23 protein-coding genes are annotated in these 24540 nt (G+C 65.8%); 12 read left to right on the top strand and 11 right to left on the bottom strand.

Annotated features, from left to right (window positions below; all coding sequences use genetic code 11):
• Positions 1–118: 118 nt before the first annotated feature.
• Positions 119–970 carry a pantoate--beta-alanine ligase gene (gene panC, locus ACQR0U_RS29140; protein ID WP_434842103.1) on the bottom strand — a complete coding sequence of 284 codons (852 nt, stop codon included), beginning with the start codon at positions 968–970 and terminating at the stop codon, positions 119–121.
• Positions 971–1232: 262 nt separating this feature from the next.
• Here panC and ACQR0U_RS29135 point away from each other — a divergent pair, with 262 nt between their 5' ends.
• The 4 genes from ACQR0U_RS29135 (at position 1233) to ACQR0U_RS29120 (ending at position 5175) form a co-directional block, all read left to right on the top strand.
• A complete protein-coding gene (locus ACQR0U_RS29135; protein ID WP_315718368.1) occupies positions 1233–2156 on the top strand; it encodes a division plane positioning ATPase MipZ in 924 nt (307 codons plus the stop codon).
• Positions 2157–2569: 413 nt separating this feature from the next.
• Positions 2570–3457: an alpha/beta fold hydrolase gene (locus ACQR0U_RS29130; RefSeq protein ID WP_315718369.1), complete on the top strand. Its 888-nt coding sequence runs from the start codon at positions 2570–2572 to the stop codon at positions 3455–3457.
• Positions 3458–3589: 132 nt separating this feature from the next.
• Complete coding sequence (locus ACQR0U_RS29125) at positions 3590–4348, top strand: VWA domain-containing protein (RefSeq protein ID WP_315718370.1); 759 nt, start codon at positions 3590–3592, stop codon at positions 4346–4348.
• A gap of 110 nt (positions 4349–4458) precedes the next feature.
• Entirely contained in the window at positions 4459–5175 is a 717-nt protein-coding gene (locus tag ACQR0U_RS29120; RefSeq protein WP_315827300.1) for a DnaJ domain-containing protein, read from the top strand.
• A 235-nt stretch (positions 5176–5410) separates the two neighbouring features.
• Here ACQR0U_RS29120 and ACQR0U_RS29115 read toward each other — a convergent pair whose 3' ends face one another.
• Positions 5411–7159, bottom strand: a complete 1749-nt coding sequence (locus ACQR0U_RS29115) for a D-alanyl-D-alanine carboxypeptidase (protein ID WP_315827276.1) — start codon at positions 7157–7159, stop codon at positions 5411–5413.
• 429 nt (positions 7160–7588) lie between these two features.
• Here ACQR0U_RS29115 and ACQR0U_RS29110 point away from each other — a divergent pair, with 429 nt between their 5' ends.
• Entirely contained in the window at positions 7589–7930 is a 342-nt protein-coding gene (locus tag ACQR0U_RS29110; RefSeq protein ID WP_315718372.1) for a phasin family protein, read from the top strand.
• A 91-nt stretch (positions 7931–8021) separates the two neighbouring features.
• Here ACQR0U_RS29110 and ACQR0U_RS29105 read toward each other — a convergent pair whose 3' ends face one another.
• Positions 8022–9797, bottom strand: coding sequence for a TadE/TadG family type IV pilus assembly protein (locus tag ACQR0U_RS29105; protein ID WP_315718373.1), 1776 nt, complete (start codon positions 9795–9797; stop codon positions 8022–8024).
• 490 nt (positions 9798–10287) lie between these two features.
• On the opposite strand from ACQR0U_RS29105, the gene clpS reads away from it, so the two are divergent.
• Together clpS and clpA are read left to right on the top strand one after the other, a co-directional pair.
• On the top strand, positions 10288–10620 hold the full coding sequence (gene clpS, locus ACQR0U_RS29100) for an ATP-dependent Clp protease adapter ClpS (protein ID WP_008960690.1): 333 nt from the start codon (positions 10288–10290) through the stop codon (positions 10618–10620).
• 410 nt (positions 10621–11030) lie between these two features.
• On the top strand, positions 11031–13418 hold the full coding sequence (gene clpA / locus ACQR0U_RS29095; RefSeq protein WP_315718374.1) for an ATP-dependent Clp protease ATP-binding subunit ClpA: 2388 nt from the start codon (positions 11031–11033) through the stop codon (positions 13416–13418).
• A gap of 87 nt (positions 13419–13505) precedes the next feature.
• On the opposite strand, the gene ACQR0U_RS29090 is transcribed toward clpA, so the two are convergent.
• From ACQR0U_RS29090 to bla, 5 genes are all read right to left on the bottom strand, one after another.
• Entirely contained in the window at positions 13506–14267 is a 762-nt protein-coding gene (locus ACQR0U_RS29090) for a sulfite exporter TauE/SafE family protein (RefSeq protein WP_315753022.1), read from the bottom strand.
• 5 nt (positions 14268–14272) lie between these two features.
• Positions 14273–15700 (bottom strand): MFS transporter, encoded by a 1428-nt coding sequence (locus ACQR0U_RS29085; protein WP_315753020.1) that lies wholly within the window; start codon positions 15698–15700, stop codon positions 14273–14275.
• 99 nt (positions 15701–15799) lie between these two features.
• Positions 15800–16126 carry a c-type cytochrome gene (locus ACQR0U_RS29080; RefSeq protein WP_315718375.1) on the bottom strand — a complete coding sequence of 109 codons (327 nt, stop codon included), beginning with the start codon at positions 16124–16126 and terminating at the stop codon, positions 15800–15802.
• Positions 16127–16167: 41 nt separating this feature from the next.
• Positions 16168–16329, bottom strand: a complete 162-nt coding sequence (locus ACQR0U_RS29075; protein WP_315718376.1) for a hypothetical protein — start codon at positions 16327–16329, stop codon at positions 16168–16170.
• 141 nt (positions 16330–16470) lie between these two features.
• Positions 16471–17370, bottom strand: coding sequence for a class A beta-lactamase (gene bla, locus ACQR0U_RS29070; protein WP_316165107.1), 900 nt, complete (start codon positions 17368–17370; stop codon positions 16471–16473).
• 94 nt (positions 17371–17464) lie between these two features.
• Here bla and ACQR0U_RS29065 point away from each other — a divergent pair, with 94 nt between their 5' ends.
• Positions 17465–18349, top strand: a complete 885-nt coding sequence (locus ACQR0U_RS29065; RefSeq protein WP_315718404.1) for a LysR family transcriptional regulator — start codon at positions 17465–17467, stop codon at positions 18347–18349.
• Between the two features lie 78 nt (positions 18350–18427).
• On the opposite strand, the gene ACQR0U_RS29060 is transcribed toward ACQR0U_RS29065, so the two are convergent.
• The gene (locus tag ACQR0U_RS29060) at positions 18428–19384 is read right to left on the bottom strand and encodes a helix-turn-helix domain-containing protein (protein ID WP_434872352.1); all 957 of its coding nucleotides are present in this window, start codon (positions 19382–19384) and stop codon (positions 18428–18430) included.
• Between the two features lie 191 nt (positions 19385–19575).
• On the opposite strand from ACQR0U_RS29060, the gene ACQR0U_RS29055 reads away from it, so the two are divergent.
• Entirely contained in the window at positions 19576–20592 is a 1017-nt protein-coding gene (locus ACQR0U_RS29055; RefSeq protein WP_434872351.1) for a carbon-nitrogen hydrolase family protein, read from the top strand.
• A 15-nt stretch (positions 20593–20607) separates the two neighbouring features.
• Here ACQR0U_RS29055 and ACQR0U_RS29050 read toward each other — a convergent pair whose 3' ends face one another.
• Both ACQR0U_RS29050 and ACQR0U_RS29045 read right to left on the bottom strand, forming a co-directional pair.
• Complete coding sequence (locus tag ACQR0U_RS29050) at positions 20608–21069, bottom strand: PEGA domain-containing protein (RefSeq protein WP_315718380.1); 462 nt, start codon at positions 21067–21069, stop codon at positions 20608–20610.
• A 114-nt stretch (positions 21070–21183) separates the two neighbouring features.
• A complete protein-coding gene (locus ACQR0U_RS29045; protein ID WP_434872350.1) occupies positions 21184–22119 on the bottom strand; it encodes a glycine reductase in 936 nt (311 codons plus the stop codon).
• A gap of 183 nt (positions 22120–22302) precedes the next feature.
• Here ACQR0U_RS29045 and ACQR0U_RS29040 point away from each other — a divergent pair, with 183 nt between their 5' ends.
• From ACQR0U_RS29040 to ACQR0U_RS29030, 3 genes are all read left to right on the top strand, one after another.
• Positions 22303–23277 carry a transglycosylase SLT domain-containing protein gene (locus ACQR0U_RS29040; protein ID WP_409998672.1) on the top strand — a complete coding sequence of 325 codons (975 nt, stop codon included), beginning with the start codon at positions 22303–22305 and terminating at the stop codon, positions 23275–23277.
• Between the two features lie 121 nt (positions 23278–23398).
• Positions 23399–24145 (top strand): AzlC family ABC transporter permease, encoded by a 747-nt coding sequence (locus ACQR0U_RS29035; protein WP_434845190.1) that lies wholly within the window; start codon positions 23399–23401, stop codon positions 24143–24145.
• On the top strand, positions 24142–24486 hold the full coding sequence (locus tag ACQR0U_RS29030; RefSeq protein ID WP_315718383.1) for an AzlD domain-containing protein: 345 nt from the start codon (positions 24142–24144) through the stop codon (positions 24484–24486). Before ACQR0U_RS29035 ends, ACQR0U_RS29030 begins: the two co-directional genes overlap by 4 nt.
• Positions 24487–24540: the final 54 nt, after the last annotated feature.

The following is a 24540-nucleotide window of genomic DNA, read 5'->3' as shown; positions in this document are numbered from 1 at the left end:
AGTCAGCCTCGCTCGCAAGGGCCGGGCGTACGCTCGACGCGGCGTCAGTTGTCCTTGCCTCTGCCTTGCGGGCGAGGGCGCGCTCACGGTGTTGGCGGACGGCTGGTCTCCCGGCGGCTCACGCGGCGATATTGTCGATCAGTCGCGTGGTTCCGATCTTGGCCGCGACCAGGATGCGTTTCGGTCCTGACTCGTTCGGGGCGATGGGCGCCAGCGTCTCGGCGTCGCGGACCTCGAGATAGTCCAAGGCAAAGCCGGCTTCGGTGATCGCGGCGGCGCCATCCCCAATGGCCGCCTGCATGTCGTCGCCGGCGCGCAGCCGGGCCGCCAGCTCCTTCAGGACACGGTGCAGCGTCGGCGCCGCCCGCCGCTCGTCTGCCGTGAGGTAGACATTGCGCGACGACATCGCGAGTCCGTCGCGTTCGCGCACCGTACGGGATCCGACGACACGGACGCCGAGATCGAGGTCGCGCGCCATCTGGGCGACGACGCGGAGCTGCTGATAGTCCTTCTCGCCGAAGATCGCGACGTCCGGCCGGCATTGCGTGAACAGCTTGGCGACCACGGTCGCGACCCCGCCGAAGAAATGCGGACGGAAGCGATCCTCCAGCCCGGCCAATGCCGCGCCCTCCGGCACGATCCGCGTCGCGAAGCCGTCCGGATACATCGCCTTCGCGTCGGGATGCCAGATCAGATCGACGCGCTCGGCCGCGAGTTTCGCAACATCCTCCTTCCAGGTCCGGGGGTAGGACCCGAAATCCTCCGTCGGCGCGAACTGAGTCGGGTTGACGAAGATCGAGACGACCACCTTGTGGGCGCGGCGCTTCGCCAGCCGGACCAGCGAGATGTGCCCTTCATGCAGGGCGCCCATGGTCGGCACGAGCGCGATGCTGGCTTTTCTCGCGCGCAAGCTGTCGAGCTCGCGGCGGAGGGCGGAAACGGTGCGGGCGACGCGCGGGCTTCGTGACATTTTTGCTCGATCTCACAGCGAAAAATTGCGGTTGCACTGTTCGGCCTTGACGCTCGGGCGACTGCCCTTAACAAGAACGCGACACGCCGCTCAGCATACTTGAATACGCCTGTTAGCACGTCTCCGCGTCCGATGCGGAGTTGGTAAACGCGCGCGTCAAGTAGTAGCGGAGGATGCGTCCCCCGTGGGATTCACGATGACGATGCATTTCACTTGACCGCAGACGACCGTGACTCGAAGATGATCGTAAGAGGTCGACAACATGCTGGTGCAAACTAGCCAAGGACAATCGGGCTCGGCCCACGTGGTTGTGCTTGGAAACGAGAAGGGCGGGTCGGGCAAGTCGACCACCGCCCTGCACATTGCCGTGGCACTCCTGAAGGCCGGCCAGCGTGTCGCCACGATCGATCTCGATTGCCGCCAGCAGAGCTTCACCCATTACATCAACAACCGGAGCGCCTGGGCGCGCCGCACCGGCCTGCGCCTCGAACTGCCGACGCACTACTGCATCCAGCTCGGCCGGACGTTGCAGATCGACGAGAACGAGAACACCGAGTTCCAGCAGTTCATGGAGGCCGTGAGCGCCGTCGAACGCTCGTTCGATTTCATCGTCATCGATACGCCCGGCAACGACAGCTACCTGATGCGCCTGGCGCATTCGATGGCGGATACGCTGGTCACGCCGATCAACGACAGCTTCCTCGACTTCGACGTGCTGGGAACGGTCGATCCCGCGACCTATGCCGTGACCGGCGAGAGCCACTATGCGGAGATGGTGCGTGACGTCCGGCGCAAGCGCCGCCAGGTGGACGGTGCGATGACCGACTGGATCGTGGTCCGCAACCGGCTGTCGATGCTCGGCTCCCGCAATAAGCAACTGGTCGCCGACGGCCTCAAGGACCTGTCGCTGCGGCTCGGCTTTCGCGCCATCGACGGCTTTGCCGAACGCGTCGTCTACCGTGAGTTCTTCCCGCGCGGACTGACCGCGCTCGACGACATCGACGAGGCGACCCTGGGCACCCGCCCCAATCTCGGCCACGTCACGGCCCGGGAGGAGGTCACCAGCCTGCTGCGCCAGCTCAAGCTGCCGCTGGACGAGCGCGGCCGCCGCCGCGCCGCGAACCGCGCCGAATGGTTCGCCCAGGTCGACAAGCCACTCGACCTGCACGACATCATCAGCGCCTGAATACCGTCCGCATTCGGGTGAGACCTCGCCTGAGACATTGTGCGCGTTGAACGTGCGCCCGGCTTGGTTAAACAATCTGCGGACAGCGGTGGCGGGTAACGGCGCATCCGGCCTGTTTTGGGGGCGGACGGAGGAAGATTTGTCTCAGGTCAACGCCGCAGCCGCCAATTTCGCTAGATTACCGTCAAATTCATGACTGATTTGAACCTGACGTTCAGGGCTCAAATCGCAAGAGACGGGCGGCGGAACCCAGCTATGCTGCACAGCAACTAGGTGCGGCGCACAACGAACGGGCGACGGATACACAACATTTGGTCTTCCTGTCACAGCGCCGTTACATATATTAAACAGAACGGGTCGCGAGAGTCTTACAGGTTCAAAACTACCTTTGATTGTGCTCCCGAGGGACGAACATGAAGCGTGGAATAACCGTTCTTGTGTCTGTCAGCGTGCTGGCGGCGGTCGGCTACTTCACCGCGAGCAAGTGGGCTATCCGGCACGAGACCATCAGGTTCTATGACGCCTCGCGCGACAACCGGCTGGTCGAGGTCGCCGTGGCCGTCCGGCGCGACAAGGAGATGCAGGCCGAAGCCGGCATGATCAAGCTGCCGGTCGCGATCCTCAATCACGGCAACACCGTCAAGTTCACCGAGTACTCGTTCCTGGCCAACGTATTTGCTGCGCGCGGCTACATGGCGGTCAGCATCCAGCACGACCTGCCGACCGATGCGCCGATGGTGACGAAGGTCGGCGAGCCCTATGTCGGCCGGCTGCCGCAGATCCAGCGCGGTGTCGCCAACATCCGGTTCGCCGTCGAGCAGATGCACCAGGTGCAGCCGAATGCCGACTATGATCATCTGACGATGGTTGGTCATTCGATGGGCGGCGACATCTCGATGTATTTCGCCAAGCAGTATCCCGAAGACGTCCGGAAGGTCGTCACGCTCGACAACCTCCGCGTCCCGTTCGTCACCGACGGCAAGTTCAAGATCCTGTCGTTCCGCTCGAAGGACCCGCAATTCAAGACCGATCCCGGCGTGATCCCGAGCGACGACATCTGCGAGAAGGAAGGCATCACCGTCGTCAAGACGGACTTCCAGCACAACGACATGCGCGACACCGGACCTGACGACGCCAAGTCGTCGATCCAGGCCATGCTGGACAAGTTCCTCGCCGATAGCGACAGCACCAGCGACATCGGGCCGGTCGAGACCAAGACCCCGTTGCTCGATCCGGGTCCCGTCGCGCCTTATGCGCCGGTTGGCAAGACCGCGACGCCGGCCAAGCCGCTGACGCATTGAGCGCGCAAGCCGCCGGGGCGCGCGCCAGCCTCGCCTGATCCTTGCCTGCCACGTCGGCGGGCAGATGCGTTGCCGTTGTTGAAGCCGTCCGTCCGCCTGCCCACATGATGCGCGTCCGAGCAAGGTGCGTGCATGGTCGATGATCGTTCGAAGCCCGGTTCTGCCCCGTTGACCTCGGCCGAAGAGGGATCGCGCCAGCAGCGGTTGCCCGACAATGAGCGTTCCACGGCAGACGCCGTTGCGGCGTTCGTTGCGCAGGCCAAGGCCATGGCTCCTGCCGCTCAGGGAACCAGAGGCCGTCTCGTCTTTGCGCTTGATGCGACCCTGAGCCGCCAGCCAACCTGGGACATGGCCTGTGCCCTGCAGGCCGACATGTTTCGCGAGGCCGCCGCACTCGGCAGCCTCGATATCCGGTTGGTGTACTATCGTGGCTTCGATGAATGCCGCGCCACTGGCTGGATCTCCGACAGCGCTGAGCTCGCCCGGCTGATGGGCAAGATCGATTGCCGCGGCGGCCAGACCCAGATCGGCAAGGTTCTTGCCGAGGCGCGGCGCCATGCGACAGCATCCGGAATCCGCGCCGTCGTGTTCGTTGGCGACGCGATGGAGGAGAATGTCGACGTGCTCTGCGCAAAGGCCGGCGAGCTCGGCCTGCTGAAGGTTCCGCTGTTCATGTTCCAGGAGGGCAATGAGCCCGCGGCCGAGCAGGCGTTTCGCGAGATGGCGCGGCTGTCGGGGGGAGCATGGTGCCGTTTCGATCCCGGCGCATCCGCGCAGTTGCGCGACCTTCTGCGCGCCGCCGCGGCCTACGCGGCGGGTGGCCGGGCGGCGCTGCTCCGGCTGGCCGGCTCCGAAGCGGGCGCGGCACGCCTGATCGGGCAGATGAAGTAGAGATCGATTTCGGCGGCCGCCAACGTCAAGCCCGGCGCAGCGGCTCGAGCCTGCCGGTCGCGGACGCAGCCGATCATGCTTTTTGTCCCGGCACGCCCTATATTCGGGTCATGACACTGATCGCTGGCGCCGTCGCCGTCATCACCCTTTATCTGTTGCTGCAGATGTTCCGGAACGCGAATCCGGCGGCGCTGGCGCGCGCGATCAAGGTTGCCGGCGGTATCGGCTGCCTTGCGGTGGCAGCCTTCACCGGCCTCCGCGGCGAGCTTGTGGTGGCGATCCCGATCGGGTTGTTCGGGGCGGGGCTGCTCGGCTGGTCACCCGGTGGTCTCGGCAATGTCGGCAGCATGTTCGGGCTGGGTGGGCAGCGCTCGTCCGGTCAGAGCTCGCGGGTGCGCTCGCATTTCATCGAGATGGTGCTCGATCATGACAGCGGGCAGATGCAGGGCCGCTTTGTCGCCGGCGCCCATGCCGGCCGGTCGCTGGACGAGTTCGATCTGCCGCAGCTCGCCGCGATGACGCCGAGCCTCGATGCCGACAGCGTCGCTCTACTTGAAACTTATCTGGACCGCCGGTTTCCCGCTTGGCGTCAGCACGCGCAGGGCGATGCGGCAGGGCGGCAGGGCCGCGCGGCGTCGAGCTCCAAAATGACGGAAGAGGAGGCCTATCAGATCCTTGGCCTGCAGCCGGGCGCGGGGCGAGACGAGATCGGGCGTGCCCACCGCGCGCTCATGAAGAAACTGCATCCCGACCAAGGGGGGTCGACGTACCTCGCCGCCCGGGTGAACGAGGCCAAGGATACTCTGCTTCGTACGCATCACGGCTAACTCCGGCAACGCCACCAACGCCACAACACCGAACCCGCTTTCAACGCAACTTTGTCGACGCCGGCGGCTCTCGCCCTTGCCAGGCACGATCGTTCGTCATGGTGAAAAAGTTCTAGCGGGAAATCCTTGACGAGTGGTTTGCACCCGTGCGTCCCGCCGTCGATCGCGTGGTCCGCAAACGAAAAGGCCCGCGCTGTGTCGCGCGGGCCTCATCGGAACAGGATCAGTGCCGGCGTTAGTTGTGCACGGTCATGCAGGAGATGTCGGCGCGCTTCAGCTTCTTGCAGACGGCCTCGGCCTGATCACGATCGAGCCCGGCGAAGCGGGCGCGGATGAGGGTCTTGTCGCCCTTCGCAACCGTCTCGGTGAAGGGATCGGCCTTGCTGAGGAGACCTTGTGCCGAGCTGCGGGCCGCCTCGATCCGCTTCTGGGCCTCGGCCTCGTTGTCCAGCGCTCCCACCTGGATGATCCAGCCGCTGCGCGTGACGGAAGGCTTGCTCGGAAGCTCCGGCGCAGCGCTCGCGGAGGCGATCTGCGTCGGCGCCGGCTGGGCCGGAGGCGCCGCATAGGCCATGGCCTGCGACGAGCCTGCCGGCAGGCTGGAGGCGGGCAGCACGCCGAGAATGCCGTTGCCGGTGCCATGGCCCGGCGGCTGCGGCGGCATGTCGGGACGGGGGGCCTCGGTACGGGCGATCGGCGGCGCCGGCTCGATGGCCTCGACACGCTGAGCGAAGGGTGCGGGAGCAGGGGCGGCCGGCTGCGGCGCGGCGGTCGCGAGCTTGACCGCGCCGGCCTTGACCTGGACCGTCCTGACCTTGACCGGCTTCATCGGCTCGGTCGAGCCGGGAACGATCGACATCGGCTGGCTCTGGATCACGCCGGAGGTCATCGGCGCCGGCTCGACCTTGGCCTCTCTCGGTGCCGCCGGCGGCAGGGCCGCGGTGGCTTCCGAGAGGGTTGAGATGATCTTGGAGGCGCGGCTCGGGGCCGGCGTCTCCGGCGCCGCCGAGGCGAGCTGCATCGTGCCCTGATCGGCATCGCCGCTGTCGGAGCCGCCGCGCTCGCCGATCGCCGCCACGGTGCGCCGGGTCGCGCCCTTGTCGAGATTTTCGGCGAGCAGGTTGCGCATGATGGCGTCACGCGAGCCGCCGCTGCGGCCGCCGAGTACGACGCCGATCAGATGGCGGTTGCCGCGGCGCAGCGAGGTCACGATGTTGAAGCCGGAGGCGCGGGTGTAGCCGGTCTTGATGCCGTCGATGCCCTCGACATTGCCGAGCAGATGATTGTGGTTGCGGATCGACTGGCCGCGATAATTGAACACCACCGTCGAGAAGTAGCGGTAGTACCGCGGGAAGCGGTCCTGGATCGCGCGGCCGAGGATCGACTGGTCACGCGCCGTCGTGATCTGCGCGTCGGCGGGGAGGCCGGAGGCGTTCACATAGGTGGTGCGGCTCATGCCGAGCGAGCGCGCCTTGCGCGTCATCATCTTGGCGAACTCGTCCTCGTCGCCGCCGATCGCTTCTGCGATGACCACGGCGGCGTCGTTGGCCGAGCGCGTCACGAGGCCCTTGATCGCGTCCTCGACGCGGATGCTCTGGCCGGGGCGCAAGCCGAGCTTGGTCGGCGACTGCTCGGAGGCGTGCTCGGACACCGGCATCTCGGTATCGAGCTTCATCTTGCCGGAATCGAGCCGCTCGAACAGCAAATAGAGCGTCATGATCTTGGTGAGCGAGGCGGGGTGCCGCAAGGCGTCGGGATTGGTCGCCGTCAGCGTCGCGCCGGAATTGCCGTCGACGACGATCGACGCGAACGCCGGGCTGTAGCTGCCCTCGTCATTATGGGGGGAGTGACGCGCGTGATGCTGCCGATGGCGCCGACGCGCCTCCGCGCTGTCGACCGTGACCACTGCTGCCGTCGCGAGGGTGATCAGTCCGTAGACGCCAACTCGCAACAGGCGCGAGGAAGCCATTTTTTTGCGAAGCATGAAATCCCCGTCCAATTTCTGACGTGATCACCGGCTCGTAAGGCGAAATTGTGCCGAACGCCCCCGTAACCGTGCCTGTCGGACCTCCCGATCGCGCCGTGACGCTGCCAAGCATCGAAGGCCTCGAACTGAGGTTTTGTTAAGACGCTGTTTTAGAACAGCTTTACGGTTCGGCCGACGCTGGCCGGGACCACCGGAGAGGTTAGGACGGTCGAGTTGCCAAAGGATTAAAGAAACCTTGCGGCGATGGCTGGTATTTCTGCCGAACTGCCCCGGCTTGGGGCGTCCGACGGTGCGTCGAGACCGCAATGCCCGGGATGGTGCATTGCACAAGATTCTTGATTTTTTTGTGCGCTGCACTATATTATGAATGCGTCAGGGAGCCGGGGCTTCCCTGAGGGCGCTCAAAATCAGGGAAAGGAATGCCACATGTTTAAGGTTGAAGACTTTCAGAACTACGGCAAAGAGCAGTTCGAGACCGTCGTGAACTCCGCGACCACCGTGCAGAACGGCCTTCAGGCCATCGCCACCGCGTATGGCGACTACACCAAGAAGTCGTTCGAGGACACCAAGTCGTTCGTCGAGAAGCTCCAGGGCGTGAAGTCGCTCGACAAGGTGCTCGAGGTGCAGACCGAGTTCGCCAAGTCGGCCTACGAGACCTTCGTCGCCGATTCGCAGAAGATCGCCGGGCTGTATTCGGATCTCGCCAAGCAGGCGTTCAAGCCGCTGGAAGGCATCGCCGCGAAGTTCACCCCGCCGGCCGCGCACTGACCGTTCGCGCCTGCAGCGAGCACAAAGCCCGGCTTGCGCCGGGCTTTTTTGTTGGCTGAAGGTGGAGCGCTGTCGGTGCCCGGCGCTTCTGTTATTTGGCGACCCGCAGCTTCGACAATGCGGTGCCGATCGAGTTGAACGTGGTCACGATCTGGCTCGAGCTCGTCAGCATGTAGAACTTGTCGGGACTGCTGGCGCAGTTCTGCAGCACGGCCGAGGTCGGATCGGCGGGCGAGCTCGTGTTCACCTGGATCGTGTAGATCGTGTACATCGCGTTGCCCTTCGAATCCTTGGTGTTCTTCAGGTTCGAGCAGAGCAGGGCCTGGCGCGCGTCGATCGGGTTGCCCGAGGCTTGCGACGAGCCGTTGCCGTATTCGGGCCAGCGGTCCTCGGTGTTCAGGCCGTCCGATAGCAGGATGATGACGCGATTATAGGTGGTGTTGACGTCCTCCGCCGGCGCGCCCAGCACGCCGTTCGGAATCAGCGACTGGACGGCCCAGGCAAGTCCGATCGCCTGGTTGGTGCCGCCGGTCGGCTGCATGGCGTTGACGGCGCTCTTCAGCGAGCTCCAGTTGTAGCTGAGCGGCACGATTTCCGCGAGTTTCGTGGAGGCCGTGCTGCTGCAGTACTGGATGTTGTTCTCCATGTGCTGGTTGGCCGGGAACAGCGTCGTCACGTCGGAGGTCGCCGGTGACACGGCATTTGCGTCGTTCGGCTGGGTGCGGTCGGCGACGCATCCGGTCCAGGTGCTCTTGGTGTTGGCGACCCAGGTGTGGGTGAAGGTGTTGACCTTGCACACCGTGCTGGATCCGCTTCCCGTGCAACTACACGTGTTGTTCGGAAGATTGCTGCCGCTGGTCGGGCAACTGCAATAGCTGCCGGTGCACCAGTTCACCCGCGTGCTGGTCTGAACGCTGTTCCAGCAGCCGTTGTAATAGCTGTGCGAGGCGGAATCGTAGCCCGGGCAGATGTAGCCCGTGTAGCTCCCACTCGTCGGAATCCGCGAGGCGCTCGAACTCCCGGTCGCCGGGTCGCTGGTGCAGGAGAAGTAGGGAAAGCCGTTGCCGGACTTGAACGGACAGGAGGATCCCGGTCCCACCATGTCCCATTGCGATTGCGTGTAGCTGCCGTTCGGGATTGCGGCCTGATAGGAGCCATTGGCAGGCTGGATCGTGGGCGGATTCTGCCAGTCGGTCCAGTCGATCCAGTCCTTGGCGTAGTTGCTGGCGCCGACGTTCACGACCTTGGCGAATGGAACGACCGAGATGTAGACGTCGCCCGGGGTCTTGGCCAGCGCGCTGAGCTGGTCGATCAGCCCGCCGCTGCCGGCCACGGCGTTCTGCAGCGCGGACATCTTGCCGCTGGATGCCATCGAGCCGGTATTGTCGAGCGCGAGCGCCACCCGCATCTTCACGTCGCCCCAGGTCGATGTCGTTTTGGCGCCGAAGTCCATGGTCGGAAAGCCGGCAATCTTCATGAACTGGGTGACGATCTGACCGTTGGCCGACAATTGGATGTTGGAGGCCGACGAGCTGGTCGAGGCGGTATAGCTGGCCGTCACGGTGACGTTCTGTGCGTCCGTGCTGGTGTAGAGCGCCTTGAAATAGGCGCTTGCCTTGGTTCCGATGTCGGCTGCGCTGATCGTGCCCTGCGCCAGGTCGCGCGACAGCATCAGCGAGGTGGAGTCGAGCGCCGCCTGCATCGACGACCGCGCGGCGTTCAGCCGGCTGTAGTCGACGCCTGCCCCGACGAAGGCCAGGATGGGGACGAGCGCGATGGCGAACAGCATGGAGATATTGCCACCGCGGTCGCAGGCGAACCGTCGGACGGCGCGGCGGCAGAGTCGAATGAAGGAGACATCGGTCATGTCGCTCACCAATTATGGTTTTCTGCAGGTGTTTTCGGTTCGGCTTCGTCAAGGACGGGTAAATCGAAACCGCGAAACACCGGGCCAATGCCCGCAGCGTGGCGCCGCGCCCGCAACCGGGCTGGTTCCCTGTCAATGCCCGCTGAATGGGCTTTGTAAAATGCGACCGGTTTGATTAACCTTGCGCCTCATCGCCGGGGCAGGGAATCGGTCCTGCCGGAGCGTCGGTCCGTCCCGGGCCTGCGCTTGCGGCAAACCGGGCGCTGACCCATATTCCCGGTGTCGGTCCGACCGGACCGGTCGGCTGGGACAGGCGATCTGGAAAGCAGGACCGGGTGGCGGAAAGCGGCCCGGCAGGGGACAGGTCGGGGGGCACCCCTTATTGAGAGCAACCCGCCGAGGGAAACTCTTTATTGGGAGCCTCGCAGCCATATCTAACGCGTGCAAGATGTCGCAGCCAACTTCCAGATTGAACCGATCCGCGCCCAGGATGAGCAATAACGACAACAAGTCCGGTGGCACCGGTGGCCCGGTCACGTCCGTGATCACCAAGGTCAAGCCGAAGACCAAGCGCCCCAACCTCTACCGCGTCCTGATCCTGAACGACGATTACACGCCGATGGAATTCGTCGTTCACGTCCTGGAGAAGTTCTTCAACAAGGACGTCGAGGCCGCGACCAAGATCATGCTCCACGTGCATCATCACGGCATCGGGGAGTGCGGCGTCTTCACCTACGAGATCGCCGAGACCAAGGTGACGCAGGTGATGGACTTCGCCCGCAAGCACCAGCACCCGTTGCAGTGTGTGATGGAGAAGAAATAGCCGGCTCCCTCCGCGAAGGGAGCCGCCGACGCGCGCATCTGCGAGCCAGGGGCGGGGGCTGGGGCGCTGCCCGATTGATCACCGCGAATCGGCATTGGACGAAGGGTCATCGAAAGCCGCAAATTGCCGCAGACGAGGTCAGCGCAATCCGGGCAGGTTTCACTTCTCGTCCGAAGAATTACGGCCGCTCTGGTCCTTATCTCTCCCCGCTCGGCGGCGCGCGCCGTTCGGTTGTCGCAGCCGGATTTGCCGCAATCGGAACGGGTTTTGCATTGACGATCCGGTGAACCCGTAATCGAGCGGCTCGGCCGGTCTTTTGTCGCACTCGGTTATAACTATATTTGACGAAGGTTGTTGTTGCCTGACCGGGCGGCGGCGATCATGATGGCAAGGGGCCACAGAGGACGCGCATGCCGACTTTTTCTCAAAGCCTTGAACAATCCCTGCATCGTGCGCTGGCGATCGCCAACGAGCGTCATCATCAATACGCGACACTGGAACACCTCCTTCTGTCCTTGATCGATGACTCCGATGCAGCGGCCGTGATGCGCGCATGCAGCGTCGACCTCGACAAGCTGCGCGGCAGTCTCGTGAACTACCTCGAAACCGAGTTCGAAAATCTGGTCACGGACGGCAGCGACGACGCCAAGCCGACCGCAGGTTTCCAGCGCGTGATCCAGCGCGCCGTGATCCACGTTCAGTCGTCGGGCCGCGAAGAGGTCACCGGCGCCAACGTGCTGATCGCGATCTTCGCCGAGCGTGAGAGCCACGCCGCGTACTTCCTGCAGGAGCAGGACATGACGCGTTACGATGCCGTGAACTACATCAGCCACGGCATCGCCAAGCGCCCTGGTGTCTCCGAAGCGCGCCCGGTTCGCGGCGTCGACGAGGAGACCGAAGCCAAGGGCAACGAGGACTCCAAGAAAAAGGGCGAGGCGCTGGAAACCTATTGCGTCAATCTCAACAAGAAGGCGCGTGACGGCAAGATCGATCCGGTGATCGGCCGAAACTCCGAGATCAACCGCGCCATCCAGGTGCTGTGCCGGCGCCAGAAGAACAACCCGCTGTTCGTCGGCGAAGCCGGCGTCGGCAAGACGGCGATCGCCGAGGGCCTCGCCAAGCGCATCGTCGACAGCGAGGTTCCGGAGGTGCTGTCGGCCGCGACCGTGTTCTCGCTCGACATGGGCACCTTGCTCGCGGGCACGCGCTATCGCGGCGACTTCGAGGAGCGCCTGAAGCAGGTGCTCAAGGAACTCGAGGCGCATCCTAACGCGATCCTGTTCATCGACGAGATCCACACCGTGATCGGTGCCGGTGCGACGTCGGGCGGCGCGATGGATGCGTCCAACCTGCTCAAGCCGGCGCTGGCCTCGGGCTCGATCCGCTGCATGGGCTCGACGACCTACAAGGAGTATCGCCAGCATTTCGAGAAGGACCGCGCGCTGGTGCGCCGGTTCCAGAAGATCGACGTCAACGAGCCGTCGGTCGAGGATGCGATCGCGATCCTGAAGGGGCTGAAGCCGTACTTCGAGGACTATCACCGGCTGAAATACACCAACGAGGCCATCGAGGCCGCGGTGCAGTTGTCGTCGCGCTACATCCATGACCGCAAGCTGCCGGACAAGGCGATCGACGTGATCGACGAATCCGGCGCGGCGCAGATGCTGCTGGCCGAGAACAAGCGCAAGAAGACGATCGGCATCAAGGAGATCGAGACCACGATCGCCACGATGGCGCGGATTCCGCCGAAGAGCGTGTCGAAGGACGATGCCGAGGTGCTCAAGCATCTCGAGCAGACCCTCAAGCGCGTGGTGTTCGGCCAGGACAAGGCGATCGATTCGCTGTCGGCCTCGATCAAGCTGGCCCGCGCCGGCCTGCGCGAGCCGGAGAAGCCGATCGGCTGCTACCTGTTCTCGGGTCCGACCGGCGTCGGCAAGACCGAGGTCGCCAAGCAGCTCGCCTCGACCCTGGGCGTCGAGCTGCTTCGCTTCGACATGTCGGAGTACATGGAGCGGCACACGGTGTCGCGCCTGATCGGCGCGCCTCCTGGCTATGTCGGCTTCGACCAGGGCGGCCTCCTGACCGATGGCGTCGACCAGCATCCGCACTGCGTGGTGCTGCTGGACGAGATCGAGAAGGCGCATCCGGACCTGTACAATGTGCTGTTGCAGATCATGGATCACGGCCGGCTCACCGACCACAACGGCAAGCAGGTCAACTTCCGCAACGTGATCCTGATCATGACCACGAATGCGGGCGCGGCCGACATGGCCAAGCAGGCGTTCGGCTTCCATCGCTCGAAGCGGGAAGGTGACGACCACGAGGCGATCAACAGGCAGTTCGCGCCGGAATTCCGCAATCGGCTCGACTCCATCGTCTCGTTCGCGCACCTCAACGTCGAGGTGATCGGAATGGTCGTCGAGAAGTTCGTGCTGCAGCTCGAGGCCCAGCTCGCCGACCGCGACGTCACGATCGAGCTGTCGGAACCGGCCAAGGCCTGGCTGATACAGCACGGCTATGACGAGCAGATGGGCGCGCGGCCGATGGGCCGTGTGATCCAGGAGCACATCAAGAAGCCGCTGGCCGACGAGGTGCTGTTCGGCAAGCTGAAGGGCGGCGGTCACGTCCGTGTCGTCCTCGTCAAGGACGAATCCGGCGTCGAGGAGAAGATCGGCTTCGAGTTCGTCGAGGGCCCGGTCACGCCGAAGTCCGAAGTTCCGGCCGCGCGCAAGCGCAAGCCGAAGTCCGGCGGCGGCTCGAAGGGGCCGGCGCCGAAGGGACCGCTGGTCAAGGCGTAAGCCTGACGCGACGAGATGAGTACGAAAGGCCGGCCATCGCGCCGGCCTTTTTCGTTTGACGCGAGGTTCTTTGATGCGACGTCCGGCTCAGGCCGGCTTGACGAAGAAATACACCGTCAGGCCGCAGCCGACGGCAATGATGAAGCGGCGCACGTGGGCTGGCGGGATGATCTGGCCGAGCCGCGCGCCGACGAAGCCGCCGGCCATGGCAGCGCCCATCATCGTCAGTGTCTCCAGCCAATGCACGCGGCCTGAGAACGCAAAGACGGCGGAGGCCGTCATATTCATGAGCGCAGCGAGCAGCACCTTCATGCCGTTCATGGCGCGAATGTCGCGCATGCCGTAGAACACCAGGGCCGCCAGCATCAGGATGCCGATGCCGCCGCCGAAGTAGCCGCCATAGATCGCGATCACGAACTGCACCGCCTGGATGGTCCGCGGCCCGAACCAGCGCGCGCCATCCTTCGGCGTAAAACGCATGCCGAATGCGAACACGATCGTGGCGAACAGCAACAGCCAGGGCACCAGCCGGCTGAAGGCGGCCGACGGTGTGACCAAGAGCAGCACGGCCCCGAGCGTGCCGCCGATCAGGCTGATGATCGACAGCCGCACGAGGTCGTGGCGCCAGGGCGCCTTTGCGTCGTTCAAGATCTCACGGGAGGCCCAAGCGCTGACGAACTGGCCGGGGCAGAGCGCGACGGTGCTGGAGGCGTTGGCGTCAATCGCGGGAATGCCGGCGGCAAGCAGCGTCGGGAAGGTCAGGAACGCGCCGCCGCCGGCCAGCGCATTGACGATGCCCGAGCCGAAGGCGGCGAGGGCGAGCAGGGCCAGCATCGTCCAGTCCGTCATCGCTGTCACGACTCGCCCTTCAGCCGCTGGCCGTCCTGGACGCGGACGCGCTCGGCGCCGCGCGCGCCGGCCGGCGACAGCCTGAGCATGCTCAGGAACGCGCCGACCAGCGCGAAACCGACCCCGGTCAAGAGCGACAGCCGCGTGCCGTCGGTCGCGTCGATCGCGAGAAACATCGCGACCAGGGCCGCGCCCGTGGTCTGGCCGAGCAGGCGCGCCGTGCCGAGCATGCCGCTGGCGCCGCCGGCGCGCTCGCGTGGCGCAGCGGCGATCATGGTGCGGTTGTTCGGCGTCTGGAACAGGCCGAAGCCGCAGCCGGCCAGCGCCATGCGCCAGACGACATCCCATGCCGACGGCTCGCGCGGCAGCAGGCCGAGCGCACCGAGCCCGCATGCGAAGATGACGAGACCGATGCCACCGAGCAGCCCGGCCGGCACGCGCTCGACCAGCCGCCCCGCAATCGGCGCCGTCAGGCCGACCGCGATCGGCCACGGCGTGATCAGCAGGCCCATCTGCACCGGCGAATAGCCGAAATGGCTTTCGAGATAGAAGGGGATCGCGACGAAGGCGAGCATCTGGCCGCAGAACGACGAGATCGAGGTCGCGATCGACAGGGCGAACACCGGAATGCGCAGCAGGTCGACCGGCAGCAGCGGCGAGGCCATGTGGGTCTGGCGCCAGACCAGCCACACGCCGGCCGTGACGGCGACGACGAACTCGATCGCGCAGGTCACCAGCGCCTCGCCATGGCCGAGGCTGTCCACGGCGGCGATCAGGAAGCCGAAGGCGACCGCGCTCAGCGCCGCGCTCTGCCAATCGAACATGTGCGGCGCGCGCGGCGTATGCGGCAGGAAGCGGAAGCCGAAGACGAAGGTGACGATGCCGAGCGGCACGTTGATCGCGAACAGCCACGGCCAGCTGCCGACGGCGAGGATGCCGGCGGCGATGGTCGGACCGAGCGCGGCGGAGACCGCGACCACCATCGCATTGATGCCGATGCCGCGGCCGAGCAGAGCGTGCGGATAGGTGAAACGCACCAGCGCCGAGTTGACGCTGAGGATGCCGGCGGCGCCGAAGCCCTGCAGGATGCGCGCGAGCGTCAGCAGCAGCAGGCTGTCGGCCAGCGCACAGAAGGCGGAGGCAGCCGTGAACAGCACGAGGCCGGCGAGATAGACCCGCCGATAGCCGATGATCTCGCCGAGCGAGGCCAGCGGCAGCAGCGAGATCGTCACCGCGAGCTGATAGCCGTTGACGATCCAGATCGAAAAAGCAGGACTCGCATGGAGGTCGCGAGCGATCGTCGGCAGCGCCACATTGGCGATGGCGCCGTCGATCACGGCCAGCACGATGCCCAGGGCGATCGTCACGATCGCCCAGGTACGCTGTGGCAGCGGCAGTCCGTCGGCGTGCAGACCCGTGGTCGTCGGCGTCATCATGCGGGCTCCGGTCGCAGCCGGGCCGCGGACAATGAACGGGAACGGGCAACCGGGCCGTACAAGTCCCGTTCCACGCCAGCGGAGCGCGCCGGCGCGTCACCGCCGTTTGGGGCGGACCTGGATCGCCTTGAGGTAATTGACCGCGGCCTCTGCCTCGGGCCGATCGAACTGGAAGCTCGGCATGTCCTTGTGAATGGTCGACAGGCCGGCCTGCAGCCGCTGGGCGAAATCCTCGTCGTAGAGCTTGCTGTCACCGAAGGTCCTGAACGGGGGCGCGTCGGGGTGCCGGCTGGCACCTGTGAGACCTACCGCATGGCATCGGCTGCAAAGGCTTTGCAAGAGCGCTTTTCCACGCTTCTGCTCGCTGTCCAGCGCATGGCTGGCGGTCGACGCGAACGCCAGCAGCAGGCAGGCGGACCCCATTCGTCGTCTCATGAACTCGTTCTCGCGTGTCTTGCGCCCGGCTACCAGCGGCCCTCGGCCTTGCTATAGGCATATAGGGCGATCAGCCCGATCGTCACCAGGGTCGAGCCGATCAGGACGATCCGGTCCCAGCGCAGCTGTGTCTCGTCGTCCCGCTGCAAGGTCAGCAGGGAGAACAGGGCCTTCATGGCAAAGCGGCGCATCGGATCAATCCCGGCAGCGGCCGCACATTCCGATGACGTGGGCCGGCCGCAGCTTAGCCTGCCCAATCGTTGCGCCGCCATGGCGAACATCTTGGGTCTGATGTCCGGCTTCCGGAGGGGCTCGGAAGCCGGATGCTGGAACTACCCAGCCTGTCCCATCACGACGTCTGCAACCGCCCGCGCGACTTTCGCGATCGTTGCGTTGCGATCCTCGGGAGACGCCTGTGAACCAGTCAGATAGGCCGTGACCAGAACCGGTTTGCGGCCCGGGGGCCAGAGAATGCCGATGTCGTTGGTCGTGCCGCGGTCCCCAGCGCCCGTCTTGTCGGCGACGCGCCAGTCACGCGGCACACCGGCGCGAAGCCGAGTGTCGCCGGTCTTGTTGGCGATCATCCAGTCCGTCAATCGCTGGCGCATATTCGTCGACAAGACCTCGCCAAGGAGCACGCGGCGCAGGTTCTGTAGCATGGCGGCCGGACTGGTCGTGTCGCGAGGGTCGTCGGCCAGCGCCTCGTTGAGCTCAATTTCCCAGCGGTCCAGGCGGCTGATCTCGTCGCCGATCGATCGGGCAAAACGCGTCAGACCCGCAGGACCGCCGATCTGCCGCAACAGGAGATTTCCCGCGGTGTTGTCGCTCTGGGTGAGCGCAGCTTCGCAGAGCTCGGCGAGTGTCATGCCGCGGCCGACGTGCTCCTTGGTCACCGGCGAATATGTTACGAGATCCTTCGCCTCGAACGGGACGCGCGTGTCGAGATGCAGTTCGCCGGCGTCGACGCGCTTCAGGACAGCCGCGGAAGCCAGACACTTGAACGTGCTGCACATCGGAAAGCGCTCGGCCGAGCGCAGGCCCGCCTCGAACCCGCTTTCGGAGTCGAGGACGGCGATGCCGAGCCGTCCGAGGCTCTCGCGCTCGATGCGGGCGAGTTCCCCTTCCAGATGCGCCCTTCGGTCGGCCGCCGCCTTCGCCGCAGGTGATGGCAGCCCGCTCGCCGCAGCCGCCATCCCGAGGATTCCAAAACCCAGACGCCGTCTCGTCAGCATGTTCATTCTCCAGTGACTGCGCGAACCTGCCGAACGAGGTGACGACTGACAAACGATCATTTATTCGTCGAGCCATGAGCAGAACTTGGTCATCATGCCCATCCGCAGCCATCTCCCTTTGAACGCCTTGCGGGCCTTCGAAGCATCCGCCCGGCATCTGAGCTTCACCAAGGCAGGCTTGGAGCTCAGGGTCACGCAGACCGCGATCAGTCACCAGGTGAAACAGCTCGAGCAGATGTTGGGCGCTCACCTGTTCCGGCGCCTGCCGCGTGGCCTCACGTTGACTGACGAAGCCCTGGCTCTGTTTCCCGTCCTCAACGATGCGTTCAGTCGCATCAGCGGCGCGATCGATCGCATCGAAGCGAAGGGAACCCGCGAGGTCGTGACCGTCGGCTGTGTCGGCACCTTTGCAACGGGATGGCTGTTGCAACGCCTCGACGGTTTTCGAGATGCGCACCCCCATATCGACCTGCGCCTCCTCACCAACAACAACCGCATCGATATCGCCGGAGACGGGCTCGACATCGCGCTTCGCTTCGGCGACGGATCCTGGCACGGCACTGAGGCCATCCATCTGATGTCTGCCCCGCTGTCGCCCGTCTGTCATCCCGATGTCGCGAGTCGTCTGCGCGCGCCGTCGGACCTCGCGGGCGAAAATCTCCTGCGGTCGTATCGCGCCGAGGAATGGCCATTATGGTTTGCAGTCGCGGGCGCTCCATGCCCGATGATCCAGGGGCCGATCTTCGACAGCTCCGTCGCGATGGCCGAAGCGGCCGCGCGCGGCGTCGGCGTTGGCCTGGTTCCGATCGCCATGTTCAACTGCGAGCTCGAGACGGGTCGGCTGGTCCGGCCGTTTGCGGCTGGGGTCGCCGCCGGTTCTTATTGGTTGACCTGGTTGAAGTCGAAAGAACCGACGTCCGGCATGCTTGCCTTTCGTGACTGGCTGGTCGATGCCTTGCGCGCCGATCCGCCGCGCTGACGGCCGGTCGCCACCGCGCACAAGCCGAGGGCGCGAACAGCGTCACGAGGCGCGTGAGGCGGGCGCGTTGCCGCCAGCTCAGCGCTTTACGGCGCTGCGCCGCCACTCGCGTGGCGACAGGCCGAACTGCTCGCGGAACACGCGGCCGAAATGCGAGAGGTCATTGAAGCCCCAGCAAAACGCGATCTCGCTGATCTGACGATGCGCCAGCATCGGCGAGCCGAGATCGCGCCGGCACTGCTTGAGCCGCTCGGCCAGCACGAAGCGTTGGAACGACGTCTCCTCGTCCGAGAACAGATCATTGACGTAGCGCGTCGATAGCCCGAGCTCGCGTGCGATCCCCGGCAGTGAGAGGCCGGCGTCGGATAGTCGGGTGCGGATGTGCGCCTTGATCCGATAGAGCAGCGTTGCGCGATGGCTCGAGGCGGGCAGGGGTTGTGCGCGCAGCCGCTCGGCCAGGGTCATGGCGAGCAGGTCGGCGGCCTGATCGGCCAGAGGTTCGGCATGATCGGGGCCGATATGCTCGGCGCGTTCGCAGAGCCTGACGATGAACTCATGGGCGAGGGGCTGGAGCGGGCTGTCGGGGCCGAAGCTGATCGCCGTCACGGTCTCCGTCGGGCCGATCCGGCGCTGCAGCATCTCGCGCGGGAGCTTGAACACGATCTGCTTGAACGCGGCGTCGAACTGCAGCTCATAGGGGCGGGTCGTGTCGTAGATCGCGAACTCGCCGGGCCGGATCACGGTGTCGCGGCCATCCTGGACGACGCCGCCGATTCCCTCACGTCCGAATGCGACGAGAACGAAGTCGGCATCCGCCCGGGAGATCCGCTGCGAGGTCCGGTGCACGCGCTGCCGGTCCGAGGCAACCTCGGAGCAGACAGCCCGTCCCAACGCGGTATGGGTCACCGAGCCGCGAAACGCGCTGCCGAGATCGGACGTGCAATCGAGCCCGACATAGACGTCGCAGACGATGTCCTGCCACCGCGCCAGCCGGCGGTGGCCCGGGCTTCCGTCGGTGGTGAACAGGATCGGCATCGCTCCGTCTCCCCCTGCACCTCTGCCGGCTTGAACTGTGGCAATGCAGCAAATTCCGGGCCGGCTGGGGTCTTCGTCTCGGCCGCAGTCGAATTTTCGTTCCCTGGCAGACGAGCGCGAAAGCCGGCTGGCGTCAATAGTTGGCCCGGTCGCGGCGCCACCGCCGCGCACGGCATCAGGGAGCAGCAGCGATGGGACTGGCACATCCGAAATACAAGGTGGCGGTGGTGCAGGCGGCACCGGCCTGGCTCGACCTGGACGCCTCGATCAAGAAGACCATCGCCCTGATCGAGGAGGCGGCCGACAAGGGCGCCAAGCTGATCGCGTTTCCGGAGGTCTTCATCCCCGGCTATCCCTGGCACATCTGGATGGACTCGCCGGCCTGGGGCATCGGTCGCGGCTTCGTGCAGCGCTATTTCGACAACTCGCTGGCCTATGACAGCCCGCAGGCCGAAGCGCTGCGGGCTGCCGTGCGCAAGGCCAGGCTGACGGCCGTACTGGGACTCTCCGAGCGCGACGGCGGCAGCCTCTACATCGCGCAATGGCTGATCGGCCCGGACGGCGAGACCATTGCCAGGCGCCGCAAGCTGCGGCCGACCCATGCCGAGCGCACCGTCTACGGTGAGGGCGACGGCAGCGACCTTGCTGTGCATGATCGTCCCGATATCGGCCGGATCGGTGCGCTGTGCTGCTGGGAGCACCTGCAGCCGCTGTCGAAATACGCGATGTACGCGCAGAACGAGCAGGTGCATGTCGCCGCGTGGCCGAGCTTCTCGCTGTACGATCCGTTCGCGCCGGCGCTCGGCGCCGAGGTCAACAACGCCGCCTCGCGCGTCTATGCGGTCGAGGGCTCGTGCTTCGTGCTGGCGCCGTGCGCCACCGTCTCGCAGGCGATGATCGACGAACTGTGCGACCGGCCTGACAAGCACGCGCTGCTGCATGTCGGCGGCGGCCACGCCGCGATCTTTGGTCCGGATGGCTCGTCGCTCGCCGAGAAGCTGCCGCCGGAGCAGGAAGGCCTGCTGATCGCCGAGATCGATTTGGGCATGATCGGCATCGCCAAGAATGCCGCCGATCCGGCGGGACACTATTCGCGCCCCGACGTCACCCGGCTGCTGCTCAACAAGAAGCCGCTCAACCGGGTCGAGCAGTTCGCGTTGCCGGTCGACACGGTCACTCCCGGCGAGGCGCCATCGGCGGCTGGCTGACAGGCTTGGCGGGCGCTAGGTCCCGGCCTCCGGTTGTGCCGGCGGCGGGGCCGACCGCCGCGGCGGCCGCTGCGGACGGCCTGCCGGCGCCGCCATGCGCGGCTGCAAGGTGACGATCACCGGGTTCGGCTTGTGGTCGGTCGCCGCGCCGGTCGCTGCGTCCACACCCATGCCGATCAGGCCGCCCGCCAGGATGTTGCCGGCGAAGCCGGCCGCGCCGGTCGCCGGGATGTCCTTGGTCAACGGGATGATCTGGGTCTCGTAGCCCGGTTTTTCGATGGTGACGGAGATGTCGGCATTGCGTTTGGCGACGAACGAGCAGGGCGTCGTGCAGGTCATCGGCGCTTCGAGACCGGCGATCGTGGCTTCGGCCCCGGACGGCGTCGACGCGACACTGATCGTCTCGGTTGTACCCCGCGTTACGGACGCGCAGCCTCCCAGCGCGGCGCACAGCGCCACCAACGCTACAACTCTCATTTGGTACTGCCCCCTTCAAACCCGGGGGAACTCAAGCGCAACTGGAGCGGGACGGCAAGCGCAATCAGCATTATCCGAAGAAATTCCCGGGCGAGTTTCGCGCGAGTGTGGCTTTCACACCTGCTTTCCACGAACCTGCCGCGCGATCGCCTTCTGCGCATCGAACTCGGCGCGCCGCCGCGCCAGCTCGTCCGGCGCGAGCATGGCCGGATTGCTGTAGTCGCGCTTCCAGCCGTGATCGTCGCTCCAGTGCAAAGGCGATTGCACGGTCGTGCGTGCGGCTGGTGAACTCTCGAGGACACGCAAAGCCAACTCGAGCGTGAAGGCCTGTGAGGCCGCGTCGTGCGGCTTGCCGGCGGAATTGCCCAGCGGAAAATCCGAGAACAGGAAGCGCGGCGCGGCGGCGTGCTCGACGATATCCTTGGCGCAGCCCATGACGACGGTCGCGACGCCGTTCGCTTCGAGATGCCGTGCCACCAGGCTCACGGTCTGGTGGCACACCGGACAGTTCGGCACCAGCACGACGGCATCGATCTCGTCGGCGCGGCAGCGCGCGAGAATCTCCGGCCCATCGGTCTCGATCGTGACGCGGTGGCTGCGATTGGTCGGCGCGCCGAAGAAGCGCGGTCCGACCGCGCCGATGCGGCCTTCACCTGCCAGCCTTAGGAGCTGTGGCAGCGGAAACCAGGTGCCGGAATCCTCGGCCGAGGTGTGCGCGCGATCATAGGCGATGTGGGAAATGCGCAGGTCGTGCTGCGCCGACGTGTCGCCGTCATAGACGGAGTAGAACTTGGCGCCGCCATTATAGGGCGCGCCGGGGCCTTGATCGCCTTTGGCGGGATCGAAAGGCGCGGCCGTGGTGACAACGGTGACGCGCGACTGCGCGAGCGGCTTGCGCAAGGGATGGAACGGCGCCGACGTGTAGTGAGCCCAGCGATAGGGCGTGTCATAGCCGATCGCGAGATAGTAGTCGCGCGTGCGCGCCATGTAGGACAATGGCGCATCGCTTTCGGGCGCGAAGCCGAGTCTGTCGTCGGTCGGTGCGGTCATCCGTCGCGCTCCCTGCGGCACTCGGGGATTGCTAGCCGGCTCGTTCGCTGTGTCAAGGCGCCGCGCGGTGGAACCCCGCATGGTCTTCGGCTTTGTCTGTCGGCAGAATTCAACCATTGCACCGCGCTCACGATGCTTTCCATGGTTTCGGTTGCTCGCATTGCCTGTCTCGGCCTTGCCTTGATGCTGACCATGCCCTTGTCCGGCGTGGCGGCGGAGCAGGCCTCCGACCGTGACGCTGCCGCCCCGGCTGATCCGAAGGACGGCGCCCGGCAGGATTCGCCGCAGGAGGCTGCCAAGCCGGCAGACGCTGCGGCAGAGGGCTCGGAGAACAAGTCCGAGGAGGCCAAGGAGAGCGGTACGCGCGAGGCGATCTGCCTGATGATCGAATCCGCAGCCAAGGCGAATGATCTGCCGCTCGAATTCTTCGCTCGCGTGATCTGGCAGGAGAGCCGCTTCCAGAGCGATGCAGTCGGGCCGGTCACGCGCAATGGCCAGCGCGCGCAGGGAATCGCGCAGTTCATGCCGGGCACGGCGAACGAGCGCCAGTTGCTCGATCCGTTCGATCCGGTTCAGGCGCTGCCGAAGTCGGCGCAGTTCCTGGCCGAGCTGCGCGACCAGTTCGGCAATCTCGGGCTCGCGGCGGCGGCCTACAATGCGGGGCCGCGCCGGGTGCAGGACTGGCTCGCCGGCAAGGGGCAGATGCCCTGGGAGACCCGCAACTACGTCTCCGCCATCACGGGAGCCACGATCGATGAGTGGGCGGCCGCCGGTAACGGCGGCAAGACGCCGCCGAGTCCGCCACCGACCTCGTGTCGTCAGCTGATGGCGATGTTGAAGCGCGCGCCGAATCCGTTCGTCACGGAGCTCGAGCAGCATGTGGCGCTGTCGGCCGCGAAACCGTGGGGCGTCCAACTGGCTGCAGGCTTCGACCGCAACAAGGCGCTCGCGATGTATTCGCGGGCGATCAAGGGGCTTGGCCCGGTCATTGGCGACCGCGACCCGAGCCTGCTGTCGTCGGTGATGCGCTCGCGCGGCAACCGCGCCTTCTACCAGGTGCGGATCGGCGCCGAGACACGGGCCGAGGCCGACGCGCTCTGCAGTCGGATCCGCGAGGCCGGCGGTGCCTGCTTCGTGCTGCGCAATCGCTCCGGATAGAGCTGCCGCAGCGCGGCGTGTGGGGGATGGCTGCGCCGGACGCAGACCCGCGCGCGCCTGATGGCGGTTGACGCGAGCGGCTTTCGCCAGCCTTATCGCGGTTCGTTCCGCTGGGCCGCCCGTGACACTTCCTCCGCTCGATTCGCCGCAATGGCATGGTTCACTGCGCGCCTTCGGCTGGGGGCTGCGCGCGACGTCAGCGACCATCCTGTCACTGGTGCTGTTCGTCACCTTCATCGGCATCGGCGCGCTCGCCCACGATACCCGTTTCAGCATGCTCTGGGCGATCCTGAGCACGGTGCTGGTATGGGCCGGTCCAGCGCAGATCATCCTGGTCTCCACGCTCGGCTCCGGCCAGACCATTCTGCAATCGGCGATCGCGGTCACGATGAGCGCGATCCGGCTGTTTCCGATGGTGGTGGCGGTGCTGCCCCTGATCCGCTCGCCGCAGACCAAGCGGCGGCACCTGGTGCTGATCGCCCATTTCACCGCCGTGACCCTGTGGGTCGAATGCTATCGCTTCCTGCCGCATGTGCCGCGCGATCGCCGCATCGCCTTCGTGCATGGGCTCGGCAGCGGCCTGATGGGGATTGCGCTGATCGCGACCATCATCGGGTATCTTCTCGCCGCCAATCTGTCGCAGACCTTCGGCGCCGCGGTGCTCTTGCTGACGCCGCTGGCCTTCCTGTTCTCGACCCTGCGCAACGCCAGGGAGCTTGCCGACGTGCTCGCGCTCGGTCTCGGCCTCGTGCTGTATCCTCTGGCCGCCCAGCTCGACAGCGGCGTCGACATCCTGGTCAGCGGCGTCGTCGCCGGAACGCTCGCGTTCGGCGCGCACAAATGGCGCGAGCGGCGGGGGCCGGCATGAGCGACTTCATCGGCGATTGGCATGCGCTCGTGGTGCTGCTGGTGGCGGGCGTGATCCCCAACCAGATCTGGCGCCTGCTCGGACTTTGGTTCGGCAGCGGGCTCGACGAGGGCTCGGACCTGCTGATGTGGGTCAAGGCGGTCGCGACCGCCATCTTGGCGGGGGTCATCGCCCAGATCCTGGTGCAGCCGCCGGGCGCGCTCGCCAGCGTGCCTTGGGGGCTGCGCTATGGAGCCGTCGTTGCCGGCCTTGCGGCCTTCATGGCGAGCCGCCGCTCGATCTTTGCCGGTGTCGTCTGCGGCGAAGCCGCGATGCTGGCCGGCAAATGGTGGCTCGGCTGAGTTGCGCGATCTTGCGCGACCGCAATTGCGGTGAGCCGAGGTTCGGATAGATTG

Origin of the sequence: Bradyrhizobium sp. HKCCYLRH3097 (assembly GCF_051167875.1) — a bacterium.
GTDB lineage: Bacteria > Pseudomonadota > Alphaproteobacteria > Rhizobiales > Xanthobacteraceae > Bradyrhizobium.
Note: the sequence above shows the minus strand (reverse complement) of the source record. Positions and strands in the feature narration are given on the sequence as shown.

What these genes read in the sequence shown, in the direction of transcription:
- clpA (WP_315718374.1), top strand. Translation starts at nt 11,031, where the DNA reads ATGCCGACTTTTTCTCAAAGCCTTGAACAATCCCTGCATCGTGCGCTG.
- clpS (WP_008960690.1), top strand. Translation starts at nt 10,288, where the DNA reads ATGAGCAATAACGACAACAAGTCCGGTGGCACCGGTGGCCCGGTCACG.
- ACQR0U_RS29125 (WP_315718370.1), top strand. Translation starts at nt 3,590, where the DNA reads ATGGTCGATGATCGTTCGAAGCCCGGTTCTGCCCCGTTGACCTCGGCC.
- ACQR0U_RS29060 (WP_434872352.1), bottom strand. Translation starts at nt 19,384, where the DNA reads ATGCCGATCCTGTTCACCACCGACGGAAGCCCGGGCCACCGCCGGCTG.
- ACQR0U_RS29120 (WP_315827300.1), top strand. Translation starts at nt 4,459, where the DNA reads ATGACACTGATCGCTGGCGCCGTCGCCGTCATCACCCTTTATCTGTTG.
- ACQR0U_RS29045 (WP_434872350.1), bottom strand. Translation starts at nt 22,119, where the DNA reads ATGACCGCACCGACCGACGACAGACTCGGCTTCGCGCCCGAAAGCGAT.
- ACQR0U_RS29105 (WP_315718373.1), bottom strand. Translation starts at nt 9,797, where the DNA reads ATGACCGATGTCTCCTTCATTCGACTCTGCCGCCGCGCCGTCCGACGG.
- ACQR0U_RS29040 (WP_409998672.1), top strand. Translation starts at nt 22,303, where the DNA reads ATGCTGACCATGCCCTTGTCCGGCGTGGCGGCGGAGCAGGCCTCCGAC.
- ACQR0U_RS29065 (WP_315718404.1), top strand. Translation starts at nt 17,465, where the DNA reads ATGCCCATCCGCAGCCATCTCCCTTTGAACGCCTTGCGGGCCTTCGAA.
- ACQR0U_RS29050 (WP_315718380.1), bottom strand. Translation starts at nt 21,069, where the DNA reads ATGAGAGTTGTAGCGTTGGTGGCGCTGTGCGCCGCGCTGGGAGGCTGC.
- ACQR0U_RS29085 (WP_315753020.1), bottom strand. Translation starts at nt 15,700, where the DNA reads ATGACGCCGACGACCACGGGTCTGCACGCCGACGGACTGCCGCTGCCA.
- ACQR0U_RS29135 (WP_315718368.1), top strand. Translation starts at nt 1,233, where the DNA reads ATGCTGGTGCAAACTAGCCAAGGACAATCGGGCTCGGCCCACGTGGTT.
- panC (WP_434842103.1), bottom strand. Translation starts at nt 970, where the DNA reads ATGTCACGAAGCCCGCGCGTCGCCCGCACCGTTTCCGCCCTCCGCCGC.
- ACQR0U_RS29115 (WP_315827276.1), bottom strand. Translation starts at nt 7,159, where the DNA reads ATGCTTCGCAAAAAAATGGCTTCCTCGCGCCTGTTGCGAGTTGGCGTC.
- ACQR0U_RS29130 (WP_315718369.1), top strand. Translation starts at nt 2,570, where the DNA reads ATGAAGCGTGGAATAACCGTTCTTGTGTCTGTCAGCGTGCTGGCGGCG.
- ACQR0U_RS29030 (WP_315718383.1), top strand. Translation starts at nt 24,142, where the DNA reads ATGAGCGACTTCATCGGCGATTGGCATGCGCTCGTGGTGCTGCTGGTG.
- bla (WP_316165107.1), bottom strand. Translation starts at nt 17,370, where the DNA reads ATGCTGACGAGACGGCGTCTGGGTTTTGGAATCCTCGGGATGGCGGCT.
- ACQR0U_RS29055 (WP_434872351.1), top strand. Translation starts at nt 19,576, where the DNA reads ATGGGACTGGCACATCCGAAATACAAGGTGGCGGTGGTGCAGGCGGCA.
- ACQR0U_RS29075 (WP_315718376.1), bottom strand. Translation starts at nt 16,329, where the DNA reads ATGCGCCGCTTTGCCATGAAGGCCCTGTTCTCCCTGCTGACCTTGCAG.
- ACQR0U_RS29090 (WP_315753022.1), bottom strand. Translation starts at nt 14,267, where the DNA reads ATGACGGACTGGACGATGCTGGCCCTGCTCGCCCTCGCCGCCTTCGGC.
- ACQR0U_RS29080 (WP_315718375.1), bottom strand. Translation starts at nt 16,126, where the DNA reads ATGGGGTCCGCCTGCCTGCTGCTGGCGTTCGCGTCGACCGCCAGCCAT.
- ACQR0U_RS29110 (WP_315718372.1), top strand. Translation starts at nt 7,589, where the DNA reads ATGTTTAAGGTTGAAGACTTTCAGAACTACGGCAAAGAGCAGTTCGAG.